Below are 16,508 nucleotides of genomic sequence, written 5' to 3' on the forward strand. Positions count from 1 at the left end.
GGCGGTCGGGCCCGAGCTCAGTCGAATTCGGCTCGCGGGGCGATGCCGTCGCCGTAGATCGGCAGGTCGAGCAGATACTTCCCGTAGCCGCTCTTGAGCAACGGCTGGGCGAGCGCCTTCAACTGCGTGTCGTCGATGAAGCCGGCCCGCCAGGCGGCCTCCTCGACGCAGCCGATCTTCATGCCTTGGCGCTCCTCGATGACGCGGACGAACTCCGCCGCGTGCACCAGTGAGGCGAAGGTGCCGGTGTCCAACCACGCGGTGCCGCGATCGAGGACGGTCACCATCAGCTCGTCGCGTTCGAGGTAGGCCGCGTTGATGCCGGTGATCTCCAACTCGCCTCGGGCACTCGGCTCGAGGCCCTTGGCGATCTCGACGACTCGATGATCGTAGAAGTACAGCCCGGGAACCGCGTAGCGGGACTTCGGCTGCTCGGGCTTTTCCTCGATGGAGCGCACCACGCCGTCGGCGTCGAACTCGACCACGCCGTACGCGGTGGGGTCGGCAACCGGATAGGCGAACACCCGCCCCCCGGCGACGTCCGCGCAGGTGCGCAACTGTCGACCCAGGCCCACGCCGTGAAAGATGTTGTCGCCCAGGATCAAGGCGACGGGTCCGTCACCGATGAAATCCTCGCCGAGCAGGAAGGCTTGCGCGATCCCGTCCGGACTTGCCTGTTCGACATACTCGATCCGCATGCCCAGGCGCGAGCCGTCGCCGAGCAACCGTCGAAATTGTGGTTGGTCCTCCGGAGTGGTGATGACCAGGACTTCACGAATGCCGGCCATGATCAGAGTCGACAGCGGATAGTAGATCATCGGCTTGTCGAAGACCGGCATGAGCTGCTTCGATACGGCTTGAGTGATGGGCCAGAGTCGGGAGCCGGTGCCGCCCGCGAGAAGGATGCCGCGCATGCGAACACCATAGGCTGTGTGGCTTGCCGACCGGTCGCTAGACTCCTGTGCCCATGAGGATTCTGATCACCGGTGGAGCCGGATTCATCGGCTCCGAGTTCGTTCGAAATCTACTGTCCGGTGACCCCGTCCCACAGGAAAAACCTCGGGTGACCATCCTCGACAAGCTCACCTACTCGGGCAACCCGGCAAATCTTGCGGCCGTCGCCGCGGATCCGCTTTACACGTTCGTTCAGGGCGACATCTGCGACGTCGAGCTCGTGGATCAGCTGATGCCCGGACACGACGTGGTGGTGCACTTCGCCGCGGAATCGCACGTCGACCGCTCCATCGCGGGCTCGGGGCCGTTCGTCGTGACGAACGTGTTGGGCACTCAGGTGTTGCTGGACGCCGCGCGCAAGCACGGCGTGTCCCGCTTCGTGCACGTCTCGACCGACGAGGTCTACGGATCGATCGAGGTCGGTTCGTGGACCGAGGACTGGCCGCTTGCGCCCAATTCCCCGTACTCGGCCAGCAAGGCCGCTTCCGACCTGCTGGCCCTGTCGTACCACCGCACACACGGCATGGATGTCGTGGTGACGCGCTGCTCCAACAACTACGGGCACTTCCAGTTCCCGGAGAAGATGATCCCGCTGTTCGTGACGAACCTCCTCGACGGCAAGCGGGTGCCGCTGTACGGCGACGGCGGGAACATCCGGGACTGGCTGCATGTCTCGGACCACTGCCAGGGCATCGAACTGGTGATGCGCTCCGGGCGGGCCGGTGAGGTCTACCACATCGGTGGTGGGACCGAGGTCACCAACAAGGAGCTGACGGCCCGCCTGCTCGCCGCCTGTGGGGCGGACTGGGACAGCGTCGACTTCGTCGAGGACCGCAAGGGCCACGACCGTCGCTACTCGCTGAGCATCGACAAACTGCACGAGGAACTTGGCTACACTCCCCGCGTGTCCTTCGAACTCGGCCTCGAAGCCACCGTCGCGTGGTATCGCGAGAATCGCGCCTGGTGGGAACCGCTGCAACACAAGGTGGCGCTTTGACCACGTCGGTCGACAACCCGCGCTGGCTCGTCACCGGAGCGCGCGGAATGCTCGGGCGCGATCTGATCGCCGTCCTGGACGAGGTTCCCGGTTCGACGGTCACCGCCGTCGGCCGGGCGGATCTCGACATCACCGACGCCTCCGCCGTGCTCGAGGCGACGGCCGGCCACGACATCGTGGTCAACGCCGCCGCGTGGACGGACGTCGACGGCGCCGAGTCGGCCGAGTCGGCCGCGACCGAGGTCAACGGCACCGCGGTGGGCCATCTGGCTCGGGCCTGTGCCGCGCACGGCTCGCGGCTGATCCAGATCTCCACCGACTACGTCTTCGCCGGCGACAACACCGAGCCGTACTCGGAGAACGCGCCCACCGCACCACTGAACTCCTACGGGCGCGGGAAACTGATCGGTGAGCAGGCCGTGACGGAGCTGTTGCCGACGAGCGGCTACATCGTGCGAACTGCATGGCTGTACGGCGAACACGGGCGGAATTTCGTCTCCACCATGCTGACACTGGCCCGCGACCGCGACACCCTGGACGTCGTCGACGATCAAGCGGGGCAGCCGACCTGGTCGGCCGCCCTGGCCCGGCAGGTGGTTCGCCTGGGCGAGGCCGCTCTTGCGGGGCGCGCGCCGGCGGGGATCTACCATGGCACGGCGAGGGGACGGGCAACCTGGTACGAACTGGCACGAGCCACGTTCGCCGGAGCCGGTCTGGACGCCGACCGGATTCGTCCGACAACATCCGAGAACTTCACGCGCCCCGCCAAGCGTCCTTCCTACAGTGTGCTCGCCCACGATCGATGGGCCGATGCCGGGCTGTCACCCATGGCCGACTGGCGGGACATGCTTGCACAGGCATTGGATTGCCCGGGGTTCGTCGCCCTGCGGCCCGACTGATCAAAAATCGAGCGTGTCATGAAACTAACGATTGTCACCGCGGTCGCCGGATTTTTGGTGGTCATCGTCATTCTGGAGCTGCTGAGGCGACGCCAACTGCGTGAGAAGTACGCAGTTTTGTGGCTCGTCGTCGGCCTGATCGTGGTACCGCTCGGCGCCTTTCCGAAGATGCTCGACTCGGTGGCCACTTCGGTGGGCGTCCAATCGGGTGTCAGCCTCGTGCTCTTCCTCGGTTTCGTCTTCCTGCTCCTGACCTGCATCCACCTGAGCTGGGAATCGAGCCGGCTGGAAGAGGAAACTCGCTCACTCGCCGAAGAGGTTGCGCTCATTCGCACCGAACTGGTCGAGCGAGAGCGCAAGGATGCCATCGCCCTCACCCGTACCGAGTCGGCGAAGCGGGAATGCGTAAATGATTAACAACAAGCGGGTCCTGATCATCATCCCCGCCTGGAACGAGGCCGCGTCGATCGGGGACGTGATTCGCGAAGTGCGGGGCGTACTGCCCGAGGTCGACCTCCTGGTCGTCGACGACGGCTCGACCGACGACACCACCAAGGTGGCTCGTGCGGCCGGTGCGACGGTCACCACACTGCCGTACAACCTCGGCGTCGGCGGGGCGATGCGGCTCGGCTACCGCTACGCCTACGAGCACGACTACGACGTGGCCATCCAGGTCGACGCGGACGGTCAGCACGATCCCCGGTACGTGCCCAAGCTCGTGGATCGGCTCGACGACGCGTCCCTGGTCATCGGCGCGCGCTTCGCCGGTGAAGGCGACTACGCGGTGCGGGGTCCGCGCAAGTGGACGATGGTCATGCTGTCCGCAGTGCTGTCGCGGATGGCGAAGACGAAGCTGACCGACACCACTTCGGGCTTTCGGGCGTGCAATCGGGACATCATTCGGTTGTTCGCCGAGTGGTATCCGGTGGAATACCTCGGCGACACCGTCGAGACCACGGTCCGGGTGATCCGCCTCAAGCACAAGGTAGTTCAGGTTCCGGTGGCGATGCGGGCCCGGCAGGCCGGCACGCCGAGCCACTCGCCCGCCAAGGCGATGGTCTACCTCGGTCGCGCTTTCATCACCCTGCTGTTGGCGATCGCGCGCCGATGAAGACGATGCTGCTGCGGGCGATCCGCGCGCTGCCCCAGGGCACCCTCCTCGTGGGCGCCGGCATGGTCGTCCTCGGCGGTGCTTCCTACATTCACCTGGCGATCGCGGGCCACTCGTTGAACCCCGACGACATGTCCGGGGTCTCGGTCCTGTGGACCATCATCTTCTCGATCGGACTGGGCCTGTTCTTCCCGGTCGAACAGGAGATCACCAGGATCGTCGCCGCCCGAGCCACCGCGGGCTCGGGCACGGCGCCGGTCCTGTGGCGCGGGAGCATGCTGGCCGGCGGGCTGTTGCTCGCCGTGCTGGCGCTCCTCGCCGGCGCCTCGGGCCCGATGGCCGACCGGCTCTTCGACGGCGATCGACAACTGTTGATCGCGCTCGGCGGCGCGTTCCTGGGTCTGGCCGTCGTCTCGGTCACGCGCGGCATACTCGCGGGACACGGCGCGTTCGTCGCGTACGGAACGCAGTTGGCCCTGGACGGCGGTCTGCGGATCGTGCTCGCCGTCGCGCTCGGCGTCTCGGGCAGCAGTTCGCCACTGTTGTTCTCGCTGATCCTGACCGCTGCCCCGATCCTGGCCATGTCGGCCACCTTGCGGCCCGTGCTGCGCGCGGCCCGGCCCGGCCCGATGCTCGCCTGGCGTGAGCTGTACCGAGGACTCGGTCTGCTGATCGTGTCGACCCTGCTGGCCCAGCTGATGGTCAACACCGCGGTGTTGAGCGTCAAGCTGTTCGAACCGGAGCAGACTGCTCTGGTCACCGCGTTGCTCAGCGCGCTGATCCTGGCGCGGGTGCCACTGTTCGTCTTCGGGTCGCTCCAGGCGTCGTTGTTGCCCGGCCTCTCCCGTACCTTCACCGACGGCGATCGGCGCACGTTCCGCGGCCTCGTCCTGCGCGCGTGTCTGGTGGTCACGGCGCTGGGCGTGGCCGGCGGGCTGGGCGCCACGGTGCTCGGTCCGTGGATCATCAGGGTCTTCTTCAACGCCCCGGAAGGTGTCCTGGGCGCGTCGGACTTCGCCTGGTTCTCGGCCGGGACCCTGTGCTACATGCTTGCGATGGTGCTCGGGCAGGGCGTGATGGCGATGAACCGTCACCGCGGCCAACTCGTCGCGTGGATCGGCGGAACCGTCGTGCTCGTGGCGATCACCTGCGCGCCCGGCGACATCCGACTGCGTGTCGAGATCGCCTTCGCCGCCGCGACCGCGGTGACGGCACTGTTGATGGCGGCGATGCTCCGGGCCGGTGCCCGGCGTTTTCCCGCATCCGTCCGACCCGCGCCCTCGGCGCGAGCCGTGGCGGATCCCGTCGGTGGCGCCTCGCGAGGTGAGTAGGATCGACGGGCCGTGTGGCCCACGAGGAGGCCCCCTCGCGGGTGCTGGATCGATCGACAATCGGGAGTTCAGGGTGCGTGAGCGCACGGATGCCCCTGCTGAATCCGTTCGTCCCGCCGAGACGGTGCACCCGGAAGGGGCGGACGAGCGACAAGTCCACACGATCGACGTGATGATGCCGTACTACGGTGACGTCGGGCTGATGCAGCACGCGGTGCGCAGCATCCTCGCCCAGACCGACCCGAACTGGCGACTGACCGTGGTCGACGACAGCCGGGAGAAGGGTGTTCCCGAGTGGTTCGCCGCGCTCGGCGACGATCGGGTGCGCTATCGGCGCAACGAGCACAACCTCGGGGTCACCGAGAATTTCCGCAAGTGCGTCGACCTCGCCGAGCTGGGCCACATGGTCATGATGGGCTGCGACGACGTCCTTCTGCCGAACTACATCGCGACCATTCGCGCGGTGCTGCGCGCGCATCCGGACGCGGGCATGGTGCAGCCCGGCGTCCAGGTGATCGACGGCGCCGGCCTGCCCGCGAAGACCCTCGTCGACCAGACCAAGCGCAGGATCTACGCGCCCAAGGTCGAAGGCGTGCGGCGGTTGGGCGGCGAACGGCTCGCGATCAGTGTGCTGCGCGGCAACTGGCTGTACTTCCCGTCGGTGTGCTGGCGTACCGAGGCCATCCAGGCGATCAACTTCCGCCGGGACCTGCACGTCATTCAGGACCTCGCCCTGGTCCTGGACCTGTTGCAGGCGGGCGAGCAACTCGTGGTGTCCGACGTCGTGTGCTTCCAGTACCGCAGGCACGCGGTGAGCGAATCCTCGTTGCAGGCGTTCGACGGGCGCCGGTTCGTGGAGGAGCGGGGCTTCTTCCTCGACGTCGCGGACCGCATGGAGCGACACGGGTGGCACGAGGCGGCGAAGGTGGCCCGTAAGCACTTCTCGTCGCGCCTGCATGCGCTGACGATGTTGCCGATGATGGTGCGCAGCCGCAACTGGGACGGGGCACGGATGCTCGCCAGGCACACCTACGGAACGGGCCGACACGTCGGCTGATCATCCGCAAGCCGAAAAACGGGAGGGCCCGCCGACATCGTCGGCGGGCCCTCCCGTTCGTCATGGTGGACCGATGTCGGCGCATGTGCCGGGAGGCGGTGAACTCACTCGATCGCGGGTGTTCGCACAACCTCCAGGAGCAGCTCCGGTTGGGCTGTGGCCAGCCGTTCGAAGCGTTCCGCGAGCGTCTTGTTCGTGATCACCAGACGCAGCGGCTTCGGGCTGTCTCGGACCACCAGTTCGAGCCGGCGCGCCTCCTGCTCGCGGCTGCGGCCGCCCTGCCCGTACGAGGCGAGCCCGGCGAGCCAGGGAATGCCGGTCACGGTGGTGTCGAGGGAGCCCAGGCGTCGCTTGAGGATCGCGTCGAGGAAGGAGATCCGCCAGTTGTCCGTTCCCGTGTCGGAGTAGACGAACAGCGTCGAGGGTCCGGTGCCGAAGAGACCGCGGTCGCGCAGTACCTTGGCTGTCTCCCCGACCCGTTGTCGGTCGAAGCCGCTCGACCACCGCGCGGCATACGTGGTGTCCGGTTCGTTCGCCCCCTCCGCCGTGTGCACCGGACCCCACTGGATGCCGCCGACCAGGGTCACCCCGGCGACTACCGCGGCCAGGCCGGTTGCCGAGCGGGCGAGTGGACGCAGTCGCGGATTCTCGGGTTCCGGTGCGAGGGTGGGCCGCAGCAGCAGGCCGATGGAGCCGATGCCGATCAGCGCGATCGAGTACAGCCCCTGAAACGCCTTCTCGTAGTAGTAGGACGTCTCGCCGAGAGTGAGTGTCTGGTAGAGGTGGAAGGCGCCCACGGCGGCCGTCGCGAGCACGAGTTGAGCCGACATCACGCGCCACACGGGCGAACGCCGCCCGGCCCGGGTGAGCAGCGATGCCACGGTGATCACGATGCACGCCGCGACCAGGTTGCGACTCATCGGTTCGATGCCGCCGGTGGCCTGGAGCTGTTTGGTCTGGCTGAAGCCGGTCAACTGTGGCCCGACGATCGGGATCAGCACGATCACGCCGGTGATCGTGCCGACGATCGTGGTGAAGACCGGTGCGGTGCGCAGGCGTCGGCGATATACCACGGCCGCCACGAGCACGGCGGGAGCGGCCGACACCACGAACAGGTTGTAGACGAAAGCCAGGGTCACCAACGCGGCCCCGACCACGAGCACTTGCTCGCGGACCCTGCCGGCCGGGCGCACCAGCACCGCGATGGTGAGTGCGAGGACCGCTATCCCCAACGACGCCGAATCGTGGCCGAGGGTGAAGACACCGATCAGCTGACCGGTCGCGGCCACGGTGCCGACCACGGCGCACACCAGCGCCCGGCGCCAACCGGTGACGGTCGGCCCGGCGATCCACCGGGCCGCCCAGACCAGCGCGAGCACCAGGAAGCCGTAGCCGAGAATCGTGTACAGGAAGTAGCGGTCGTAGGCCTCCGCGGCGGGACCGGCGTCCGTGGTCGAACGCAGGAATGTGTCGAGCACCGTGTAGAGGAAGTGCGAGCCCGGCGGGTAGACCCGGGCCATCTGCGGATTCATCGACGTGCTCGCCTCGGCGGCGTGGAAGTACGTGTATCCGCCGACGCGATGGATCGCGTCGAACATGGAGAAGTGGCTGCCTTTGTCCTCCGTCACCACGGTGTAGAGGAGCCGCTCGTTCGGTGACCTGCCGCGCAACGGTCGATACAGTTGGGCGCTCGCGTAGGCGGCCAGGGCGAGCGCGAGCAGATCGGTGGGCAACACGCGACGGGGTAGCGTCGGCCGTCGTCCGGTGACCCAGGCGACCACGAGGGTGACGGTCAGCAGCGTGCCCGCCATCGGCACCGGGTGTAGGCCCCAGGGCCAGAACGAGAACAGCAGGCCGGCCGTGATGACCTCGCCCAGCAGCAGCACACAGGTGAGCATGAGCCGGTCGAATAGGGCGACGCCGCCGCGGACCAGGGAGGCGGTGCCGAAAAACAGCAGCGGCAGCGACATCCAGTCGACATGCAGCAGGTGGAACGCCGCAGGCAGGATCCAGGCGGCGCAGGCCAGGCCGAGAAAACGGAGCATCGACCGCGCCGGCGGACGCCGTTCGGATCGTGGTGATACCGACTCCGGCGCCTCGTGCGCCATGCTCGGCCACCCCACAGGGCTCATGAGGGTTCTTTCTCGCTTACGCCGGGAGCATCGCGGCGGCTTGCCGTGCCGTTGACCGGTGCCATGGCGAGCGCCGGCTCCGGACTGTCGGGCGTGGCGGTCTTCGGGGGATCATCCGCGACGGCGGCATTGCTCGGGCGCTTGAACCTGAACGAGGGAGTCCAGTGCTTGAGACCGAGCGCCGGCTTCTCCACCAAGTGCCAGGACACGAAAGCGAACGCGAAGGTGCAGACGACGGACAGCGCGGCGAACGCGGCGAATCCGAAGCGTCCGATGTCGTACATCGCCAGGATCTGCTGGGCCAGGAAGCCGTAGATGTAGATGCCGTACGAGTAGTCGTTGCGGCTGCCGATCCGGTGGAACCACTTCGGAAGCCGAATGGCCAGCCACAGGAGCAGATAGGCGTAGGCGGGCAGGCCCAGTACGAAGAATCCGCCGAACAGCAGTGAACCTCCCAACGCCACGGCGCACACCGCGGCGGCGAGGTCGTTGACCTTCAGCCGCTCCTTGTACAACTCCGCGCAGGTGCCCAGGAGAAACAGGAATCCCAGGTACACGAGAAAGTCCATGCGCAGTTCCCCGATCAGGGGAACCGTGTATACCGACCCGGTCTGGTTCGGCGGCCCGCTCCATCCCGACGCCTTGATGTAGTCGTCGAGCATGTAGAGGTAGGTCACCAGAGTGAGGAAGAGTACGAAGCGGCGGGCGCGCCCGAAGACGCCGGTGAAGGCGAGGATGCCTACGCCGATGTAGCAGAGCATTTCGTAGGCAAGGGACCACAGGGAGCCGTTGAATGCGCTCGCGCCGGTGCGTTCACCCCACGGCGTGGTGGTTTTCAGCAGATCCGAGATGCCGTATTGGCGAACGCCGGTCCACCAGTTGGCCCGGGCGTAGTCGAACGGGCCTTGCGGGTGGTGCCAGAAGCCGTTCAGGGTGCCGTTCTCGCGCATCGCCACCAAGGGGGCCACGACGAACGCGGTGACGAGCAGACAGACCCAGAGGCCGGGGAAGATGCGCAGACCGCGGTGCCACGCGTACCGGCCGATGCCGCCGCGGCGGGAACTGCGGGTGATCAGCAGGCCCGAGAGCACGAAGAAGCCGTACACGGACATGGTTCCGACATCGGTTTGGTGGTCGAACAACTGAAGTCCGAGATTGTCCTCACTCACCCCGAGCGGTCGGGAATGGGAGAGGACGACCGCGAGTGCCAGGCCCAGTCGGATGAACCCGACGCTGTTCTGTCTACCGGAGAAGAGTTCCTCCAGACTGCCTCGCGATCGTGTGAAGCTCGACCATGACATGCGTGAACTCTCCTCAAGTGCACCAGAGCGACTCGTGCGTCCTGCCTCACATGGATGGATTCCACATGGGGACTCTTCGTAGTGCGGTTTGGGCGGAGCGGCGAGCGTGGTCGCCCCACGAGGTGCGTCTCGGCACTCCCAGGCAAGCCCCGCCGTGGGTTGTGGCGCCTCGGTCGAGTTCGCGGCTGCCCGGACGACCCGGGGACGGATGCTCCCGGTAGGGTGACGGAGCGCTCGCCTGCGAGCGCCGCACACGATACCGGCTGCGACGGCCACCGAGCGGCCCGTCATCGCGGGAGCGCCGTCGATATTGGGCCCGATGATAGGTTTCCGGTTCAGGAATTCAACCGGAATTCACCGATCGTCCGCCTGCGTGGCGGTCGGGACGAGTTCGGCCTCGATAGCCTCGGCGCGCTCGATTCGACTGCGCACCCGCACGGCGGTGCGAATCGTTCGGGACTTGGGCCCGGCGATCGAATATGAAGTACCGGAACCCGCCATCAGGTAGCGCAAGCCCGAACGAGGATTCGTGACAGTCTCAAACAGCGTGAAGACAACCACGGCGTCGGATCCGTCCGCGCCGCATCCCGCGCCTCCCGAACCACATACCGGCGGGATGCGCCGGGTCGCGAGCGTGCTTGTTGCCCTGGTCCTGTCCTGGCTGATCCCGGCCGCACTCTACGCCGTGCATGCGTCGATCGTGCTGCCGCTGATCTTCTTCGCGCTCGTGGCGTCACTGCTGCGCTCCGGACGCACGATCCTGGATCGCTTGGTCCTGGCCGTGGCCATGAGCGCCGGCGCGATGTGCCTCGCGGGGCTGGTGTTCTCGATCTGGCCCTGGGGCCTCCACCCCGTGCCGATCTCGGGGGTGGCGTTCACCGTGGCGGTGCTCGCCGCCGAGGTGACCGGACGTCGACCCGAGCTGCCCCGCCGCGGCGGGCTGCCCGACCTGATCACCCTCGGCGTCACCGCCCTGGTCACCGTCGCCACCCTGTTGCCCCTCATGGGTCGGGGCCTGGTCGGTCGGCTTTCGACCGTGGCGATCGCGGAGGATCTGGGCCGCCACTTCGCGCTGTTCGACAACATCCGTACGCACGGTGGCTACACCTTCCAGCACCAGTCGGAGCTGAAGGTGAGCCTGAACACGGACATGAGCGCGTACCCGCAGGGCAGCCACTTCGCGATGGCGCTGTTCGACAACTTCCTGCGGGCCAGGACCGATCCGGGCTCCACGGTCACCGAACTCGATGTCTTCCTGTTCTGCTATGTCGCCACTTTCGTCTTTCTCGTTTTCGCTGTGCTCTGGGCGATGCGCTGGATGGCCGGCGGCACGTTGTCGACGTGGCGCTACCTGGTGGTCGGCGCAGCCGCCGGTGCCTACCTGTTCTTCGGCGACGGCATCGCGATGTTCATGCGCGGGTTCCCCAGCGAGTTCGTCGGCCTGGGACTGCTCGCGCTCCTGGTCGCAGTCGTGTGCCGGCCGCTGCGGCGGCTGCGTGAACAACTGTGCGTGTTGTCGTCGCTGACGATCGCCGTGTCGTTCACCTACTACCTGTTCCTCCCGGCGGCCGGCGTGATGCTGATCGCATGGATGGTCGGCTACCGCAAGCAGTTGTGGGCGCAGCGCTGGTGGACCGGCGTCGCGATCGTGGTGACCATGATCGGTGCGCTCATCGAGCCGATGATCAACTGGAAGTACGCGGCCAAGTCCGAGGTGGTCAATGCGGCCGGTGGGATCAACCCGATAATCCGCCATCTGTTCATGCTGCTGATATTCCTCGTGGTCCTGGGCCTGGCCTCGCGGACCGCTTGGCGGCATCCGGTCCGGCGGATGGCGATCCTGTGGATGATCGTCGCAGGCGGCGCGGCGGCGGCCATGTTCGCTTACCAGACCTGGGTGATGGGCGAGACCTCGTACTACTACGAGAAGCTCCTGCATCAGGCAATGGTGGTCGCGATCGTCTGTCTCGGGGCGGGGGTCCTGGTCGCCCCGCGCCGCCGGCTCGCCCGCCGCGATCGGGCGCCGTTCACCCGGCCGCTGCCTGCAGGCCTGTTGGCCCTGTGTGTCGTGGTGACCATCGCGTTCAACGCGAGCCCGGACCGCGAGGTCTGGCGCAAGCCACAGCCGGAGGGCACGAGCTGGGGTGTCGGTTTCCTCGAGCGCAAGCTCGACTATCCCCGACTCGGGCAGCTGATCCTCGCGACGCAAAAGGCCAACCCGCGGTACGAGAACCATGCCACGATCATCCAGATGTCCGATGACTGGCAGGGAAACTACTACGGCACGCTGTGGCTGGACGTGCTCATGCGCAACCTGGCTCTGTCCATGGACGTGAAGCCGCCGGTGGGTTCCAAGGAAACGCCGCAGGAGCTGACGGATCGCATCGTGAACAAGTTCCCGAAGACGCCGTTCCGGGTCTACACCGACGATTGGGACACCGCCACCGCCCTGCAGGTGCTTCGGCGCAACCGCCCGGACCTGGGTGTCGACGTGCTGTTCAGCAATCCGACCCGGTGCACGTACGACTTCCGCCCGATGCCGGTCCTGGGTCCCCGTGAGGTGCCCGCGCCCATGCCCACGATCGGCTTCCCTGCGAACGGTTGCAAGAGCGCGGCGAGCGGGCCCGGCAAGGCCAAGTAGGCGCCGGGCCGTAGATGTAGACGATCGCCACGACGGCCGCCGATGCAGGCGGCCGTCGTGGCGATGGTGGTCGATCGTGGAGCTGTCGGCGTGGCCCAGCGCAGCCGGGACGGGCGTACGTGGGAGTCGGTCGAAGTCAGGGCGAACCGGTGGGTGCCTTGGTGCCCACCAGGTCCTTGTCCTGTTCGGTCCCCGGGACCATGATCCGGCGGGACACCAGGAACGTCACCGGGATGGCCGCAGCGGCTGCCACCAGCGGGGCGATCCGCTCGTCCATCGACACCCACGAGACGAGCGCGTAGACGCCGACGGTGGTGATCACGAAATTGGTGATGTTGGTGAGCGGGAAAAGCAGGAACTTCTTCCAGGTCGGCTTGGTCTTGTAGGTGAACCAGGAGTTCATGAAGAACGAGCCGATCATGCTCAGCACGAATGCCGATATGTGCGCCACCAGATACGGCACGAAATGGTTGAACGTGAGATAGAGGGCGTAGTACGTGCCGGTGTTGACGACACCCACGATCGCGAAACGAAATGCCTGGCGCAGCATCAGTGGGTGACCTCCCGCGTGCCGACGTCCACGGAGGTTTCCCGAATGGTCGCGACGGTGCGCGGCGCGTCCACCCGATCGGACGTGCTCTCGCGCACCAGATAGTGCGGTCGGCGCTTGGTCTCGTAGTAGATGCGGCCGATGTATTCGCCGATCAGGCCGAGCATCGTCATCTGCAGCCCACCGAGGCCGGTGACGGCGGCGATGATCGTGATGTAACCCGGGGTGGCGATGCCCTGGAAGATCGCGATGCCGACCAGCGTGAGGGTGTACGCGAGGGACACCGCGGACAGCGTGAGCCCGAAGTAGATCGCCACCCGCAGCGGTCGGTTGTTGAACGAGATCAGACCGTCGAGACCGTAGTTGAGCAGTTTGCCGAAGCTCCACTTGGTCTGCCCGAGCTCACGCGTGACGTTCTTGTACTCGAACATCACCGAGTCGTAGCCGATCCACGAGTACAACCCCTTGGAGAAGCGGTTGTACTCGCGCATCGACAGCAGCGCGTCCAGGGCCTTGCGCGAGAGCAGTCGGAAGTCGCCTACGCCGTCGACGAGTTCGACGTCAACCCACTTGTTGACGAGCTTGTAGTACGAGCTGCTCAGGAAACTGCGGAACCGCTTGTCGCCCTCGCGACTGCGCCTGGCGATGACCTGCTCGTGACCCTTGAGGTGCAGGTCGAGCATGCGCGGGATCAGCTCCGGCGGGTGCTGGAGGTCCGCGTCCATGATCACGACGGCGTCGCCGGTCGCCTGTTCGAGGCCCGCGAGCATCGCCGCCTCCTTGCCGAAGTTGCGGCTGAAGGAGACGTACTTGGCGGCGGGATCCTTCTCGGCGAGTTGGCGAAGGATGCGCAGGGTGCCGTCGGAGCTGCCGTCGTCCACGTAGCAGATCTCGACATCGGCCCCGATGTCCTTCAGTTCCTCGCGAATCGTCTCGTGGAACGTGGAGAGGACGGCTTCTTCGTTGAAGCACGGCACCACGAGAGACAAGAGCATTGACTTCACCGGTTCCTCGTCTGGGCGCAGAGCCAGATCTTCACCACGGACATCTCTGGGAAGCCTGCCCTCGGCACCTGCGGGCGCACTCGGACGGCGCTGGGCGGGTGCGAGTGGGGCTGTCCGTCGGAGTGCCGATCATTCTTGCACGGATCGTCCGAAGCACGCCGCCCGCCGGAGCCCGCCGCCAACCCGATGGCTGTCTTGATGCAGAACGATGACAATCGCGGTCCCTCGAGTGTCGTACACACGCGCTAACATCCCGTTCGGTTGCACCGATTGCGCAGCCGGGGGGTGTGAACAATCGGTCGCGCAGGTGGGGGAACATGTGCGCGGGCGACGAGTCTCCTCTCGATGCGCCGCTCCGAAAAGAGACGTATGTCGTCCATACGCAACAAATTCCTCTGTGCCGTGACCGCCGGCGCCGCTGCCGCGCTGGGCACCGTCGTACTCTCGGCGGCACCCGCGGGCGCGACCCCGGCCGGGAACAACGGCCTCGTCACCTACACCGTCCAGAACACGAGTGGCTCCTCGTCGGCGAGCCCGCGCGTCGTGGTGGTCGACCCGACGACCAACGCCAAGCGGCTGCTCCCGCTTCCGGCCGGGATGAACGCATCCCGCGGCGCGGTGTTCTCCCCCGACGGCAGCCGACTGGCGTTCTGGGCGAACCCGTACCCCACCGCCGGCTCCGGCTGGCGCCTGTTCACCGCCCGTCCCGACGGCTCGGACATCCGCGCCATCGACCTGGGCCCGGGGCTGCCCTCCGTGACACCGGCCTCGCTGGCCTGGTGGCCCAACGGCAGCGAGCTGCTGTTCGTCGCCGACCGCAAGCTCTACTCGGTGTTCGCCAACGGCACCTCGTACGCGTTCCCGCTGGACAACCAGCCCTCCGGCGAGCTCGCCGGCAACGACGTCACGCACCTGTCGATCGCCAAGGACGGCGCCGCGCTGATCTCGCTGCGCCCGACCGGGGCCGGCCCCACCCAGGGCGGTCGGGTCGTGCTGCGCACCTACGCCGGGGTGACCTCGGTGCTCGCCGCCGACGGCGCGGATGCCGATTTCGACCCGTCGGGCCAATTCGCCGTGCTGCGCCGTCCCGCGCAGCCGGGACAGCCGCTGAGCGACTGGCCGGCTGCGGCGGTGAACCGACAGGGTGCGGACGTGCCCGGCTCGTTCGTCCCGGGTACCCCCTACGCCCAGCTCGCGCTCTCGCCCGACGGCCATGGCCTGCTGTACACCAAGTACCAGGCGAGCACCGGCTACCAGGGCCACTGCGACACCCTCGCGGTGCAGGTGGCCGACACGGCCGAGCGTCAGCTGAGCACCCCGGGCGACTGCGCCGTGGAGCCCGCGTGGCAGCCGACCCGCAAGAACACCGTGAACCGGGTCGGTGGCCGCACCGCGGTCGAGACCGCGACCGCCGCCTCGGCGGAGCTGTGGGCCGACAAGGGCGTGGCCGACGGTCGACTCCCGGCCGATGCGGTCGTGTTGACCCGTAACGATTACTACGGTGACGGTCTGGTCGGTGTTCCGCTCGCGGCGGCGAAGAAGGGTCCGTTGTTGCTGACGGATCGCAACAGTCTGTCGGCGTCGGCGGAGACCGAGATCAAGCGGATCCTGCCGGCGGGCAAGACGGTCTATCTGCTCGGTGACTCGACGGCGCTGTTCGAGCCGGTGGCGGCGCGGGTGCGTGCGCTCGGCTACAACGCGGTGTGGCTGGGTGGTCGCACCCAGTACGAGACCGCCATCGCGATCGCGGACGCCACCAACCCGAACCCGAAGAACATCCTCTTCGCGACCGGGTTGGAGTACTACGACGCGCTGTCCGCGGGTCCCGCCGCGGCGTCGAACGACGCCGTCGTGCTGCTGACCGACGGCAACCGCCTCCCTTCCTCGGTGCAGGCCTACCTGAGCCGGCACCCGAACGCGGACGTCTTCGGCATCGGCGATCCCGCCGCGGAGGCGCTCTACCTCGACGGCGACCGGGACTACTACTCGATCTCCGGTCGGACCGCGATCGAGACCGCGACCGAGACCGCCAAGCAGATGTTCTACCCGCCCACCGGTGCGGGCGTCGCGACCATGCGCAGCTTCCACGACGCGATGTCCGGTGGCGCGGTGATGGCGAGCATCCACGCGCCGATCCTGCTCAGCGACCCGGACCGGCTGAACTGGGCCACGCAGGACTACCTGCGCGGCAACAGCGCATCGGTCAACTACGCGCTGATCCTCGGTGACGAGGGCGCGCTGTCCTCCTCGGTCTACAACTCGGTGGCCGGTGAGATCGCCCTCCCGGGTCTGGCCGGCTCCGACACCCTGCGTGCGGAGAGCGGCGCGCGCAGCCTGAAGGCACCGGCTCCGGGAGCCCCGGCGACGTCCGGCCCGATCGCCGACCTGGGTCCGGCCAAGGCCGGCCTGGTCGCGCAGAAGCCGAACCTGCCGAAGTTCCCGCACGCCGGCTGATCTCCGCATTGCGCGATATTTCGACGGTGACGTCGTAAAAAAGCCGGTTCCGGCCTCCATTCGGAAGGTCGGGACCG

The 16,508-nt window shown here is 67.2% G+C and carries 14 protein-coding genes; 8 read left to right on the forward strand and 6 right to left on the reverse strand.

Features of this window, described 5'->3' with window-relative positions; translation table 11 throughout:
- Nucleotides 1-17: 17 nt before the first annotated feature.
- Complete coding sequence (gene rfbA / locus ACFZBU_RS36900) at nt 18-914, reverse strand: glucose-1-phosphate thymidylyltransferase RfbA (RefSeq protein WP_391588110.1); 897 nt, start codon at nt 912-914, stop codon at nt 18-20.
- 53 nt (nt 915-967) lie between these two features.
- Here rfbA and rfbB point away from each other — a divergent pair, with 53 nt between their 5' ends.
- From rfbB to ACFZBU_RS36930, 6 genes are all read left to right on the forward strand, one after another.
- Entirely contained in the window at nt 968-1,951 is a 984-nt protein-coding gene (gene rfbB / locus ACFZBU_RS36905) for a dTDP-glucose 4,6-dehydratase (protein ID WP_391588111.1), read from the forward strand.
- A complete protein-coding gene (rfbD, locus tag ACFZBU_RS36910) occupies nt 1,948-2,850 on the forward strand; it encodes a dTDP-4-dehydrorhamnose reductase (protein ID WP_391588112.1) in 903 nt (300 codons plus the stop codon). The genes rfbB and rfbD overlap by 4 nt, the downstream gene beginning before the upstream one ends.
- A gap of 18 nt (nt 2,851-2,868) precedes the next feature.
- Nucleotides 2,869-3,267: a DUF2304 family protein gene (locus ACFZBU_RS36915; protein ID WP_391588113.1), complete on the forward strand. Its 399-nt coding sequence runs from the start codon at nt 2,869-2,871 to the stop codon at nt 3,265-3,267.
- Nucleotides 3,260-3,961 carry a glycosyltransferase family 2 protein gene (locus ACFZBU_RS36920; RefSeq protein ID WP_391588114.1) on the forward strand — a complete coding sequence of 234 codons (702 nt, stop codon included), beginning with the start codon at nt 3,260-3,262 and terminating at the stop codon, nt 3,959-3,961. Before ACFZBU_RS36915 ends, ACFZBU_RS36920 begins: the two co-directional genes overlap by 8 nt.
- On the forward strand, nt 3,958-5,292 hold the full coding sequence (locus ACFZBU_RS36925) for a lipopolysaccharide biosynthesis protein (RefSeq protein ID WP_391588115.1): 1,335 nt from the start codon (nt 3,958-3,960) through the stop codon (nt 5,290-5,292). Before ACFZBU_RS36920 ends, ACFZBU_RS36925 begins: the two co-directional genes overlap by 4 nt.
- A 172-nt stretch (nt 5,293-5,464) precedes the next feature.
- A complete protein-coding gene (locus tag ACFZBU_RS36930; RefSeq protein WP_391588116.1) occupies nt 5,465-6,349 on the forward strand; it encodes a glycosyltransferase family 2 protein in 885 nt (294 codons plus the stop codon).
- A gap of 104 nt (nt 6,350-6,453) precedes the next feature.
- Here ACFZBU_RS36930 and ACFZBU_RS36935 read toward each other — a convergent pair whose 3' ends face one another.
- The 3 genes from ACFZBU_RS36935 to ACFZBU_RS36945 form a co-directional block, all read right to left on the reverse strand.
- Complete coding sequence (locus ACFZBU_RS36935) at nt 6,454-8,394, reverse strand: hypothetical protein (protein WP_391588117.1); 1,941 nt, start codon at nt 8,392-8,394, stop codon at nt 6,454-6,456.
- A gap of 83 nt (nt 8,395-8,477) precedes the next feature.
- Nucleotides 8,478-9,782: an acyltransferase family protein gene (locus ACFZBU_RS36940; RefSeq protein ID WP_391588118.1), complete on the reverse strand. Its 1,305-nt coding sequence runs from the start codon at nt 9,780-9,782 to the stop codon at nt 8,478-8,480.
- 354 nt (nt 9,783-10,136) lie between these two features.
- Nucleotides 10,137-10,343, reverse strand: coding sequence for a hypothetical protein (locus ACFZBU_RS36945; RefSeq protein WP_391588119.1), 207 nt, complete (start codon nt 10,341-10,343; stop codon nt 10,137-10,139).
- Between ACFZBU_RS36945 and ACFZBU_RS36950 the strand changes: the two genes are divergently transcribed.
- Complete coding sequence (locus tag ACFZBU_RS36950) at nt 10,330-12,423, forward strand: hypothetical protein (RefSeq protein ID WP_391588120.1); 2,094 nt, start codon at nt 10,330-10,332, stop codon at nt 12,421-12,423. The genes ACFZBU_RS36945 and ACFZBU_RS36950 overlap by 14 nt on opposite strands.
- Before the next feature lie 136 nt (nt 12,424-12,559).
- Here ACFZBU_RS36950 and ACFZBU_RS36955 read toward each other — a convergent pair whose 3' ends face one another.
- Complete coding sequence (locus tag ACFZBU_RS36955; RefSeq protein ID WP_391588121.1) at nt 12,560-12,973, reverse strand: GtrA family protein; 414 nt, start codon at nt 12,971-12,973, stop codon at nt 12,560-12,562.
- On the reverse strand, nt 12,973-13,968 hold the full coding sequence (locus ACFZBU_RS36960) for a glycosyltransferase family 2 protein (protein WP_391588122.1): 996 nt from the start codon (nt 13,966-13,968) through the stop codon (nt 12,973-12,975). The genes ACFZBU_RS36955 and ACFZBU_RS36960 overlap by 1 nt, the downstream gene beginning before the upstream one ends.
- Nucleotides 13,969-14,346: 378 nt before the next feature.
- Here ACFZBU_RS36960 and ACFZBU_RS36965 point away from each other — a divergent pair, with 378 nt between their 5' ends.
- Complete coding sequence (locus tag ACFZBU_RS36965; protein ID WP_391588123.1) at nt 14,347-16,431, forward strand: cell wall-binding repeat-containing protein; 2,085 nt, start codon at nt 14,347-14,349, stop codon at nt 16,429-16,431.
- Nucleotides 16,432-16,508: the final 77 nt, after the last annotated feature.

Source organism: Embleya sp. NPDC008237 (assembly GCF_042956465.1).
Taxonomy (GTDB): domain Bacteria; phylum Actinomycetota; class Actinomycetes; order Streptomycetales; family Streptomycetaceae; genus Embleya.

Coding starts and splice junctions, on each gene's coding strand:
- rfbA (WP_391588110.1), bottom strand. CDS start 914: ATGCGCGGCATCCTTCTCGCGGGCGGCACCGGCTCCCGACTCTGGCCC.
- rfbB (WP_391588111.1), top strand. CDS start 968: ATGAGGATTCTGATCACCGGTGGAGCCGGATTCATCGGCTCCGAGTTC.
- ACFZBU_RS36915 (WP_391588113.1), top strand. CDS start 2,869: ATGAAACTAACGATTGTCACCGCGGTCGCCGGATTTTTGGTGGTCATC.
- ACFZBU_RS36920 (WP_391588114.1), top strand. CDS start 3,260: ATGATTAACAACAAGCGGGTCCTGATCATCATCCCCGCCTGGAACGAG.
- ACFZBU_RS36925 (WP_391588115.1), top strand. CDS start 3,958: ATGAAGACGATGCTGCTGCGGGCGATCCGCGCGCTGCCCCAGGGCACC.
- ACFZBU_RS36930 (WP_391588116.1), top strand. CDS start 5,465: ATGATGCCGTACTACGGTGACGTCGGGCTGATGCAGCACGCGGTGCGC.
- ACFZBU_RS36935 (WP_391588117.1), bottom strand. CDS start 8,394: ATGCTCCGTTTTCTCGGCCTGGCCTGCGCCGCCTGGATCCTGCCTGCG.
- ACFZBU_RS36940 (WP_391588118.1), bottom strand. CDS start 9,782: ATGTCATGGTCGAGCTTCACACGATCGCGAGGCAGTCTGGAGGAACTC.
- ACFZBU_RS36955 (WP_391588121.1), bottom strand. CDS start 12,973: ATGCTGCGCCAGGCATTTCGTTTCGCGATCGTGGGTGTCGTCAACACC.
- ACFZBU_RS36960 (WP_391588122.1), bottom strand. CDS start 13,968: ATGCTCTTGTCTCTCGTGGTGCCGTGCTTCAACGAAGAAGCCGTCCTC.
- ACFZBU_RS36965 (WP_391588123.1), top strand. CDS start 14,347: ATGTCGTCCATACGCAACAAATTCCTCTGTGCCGTGACCGCCGGCGCC.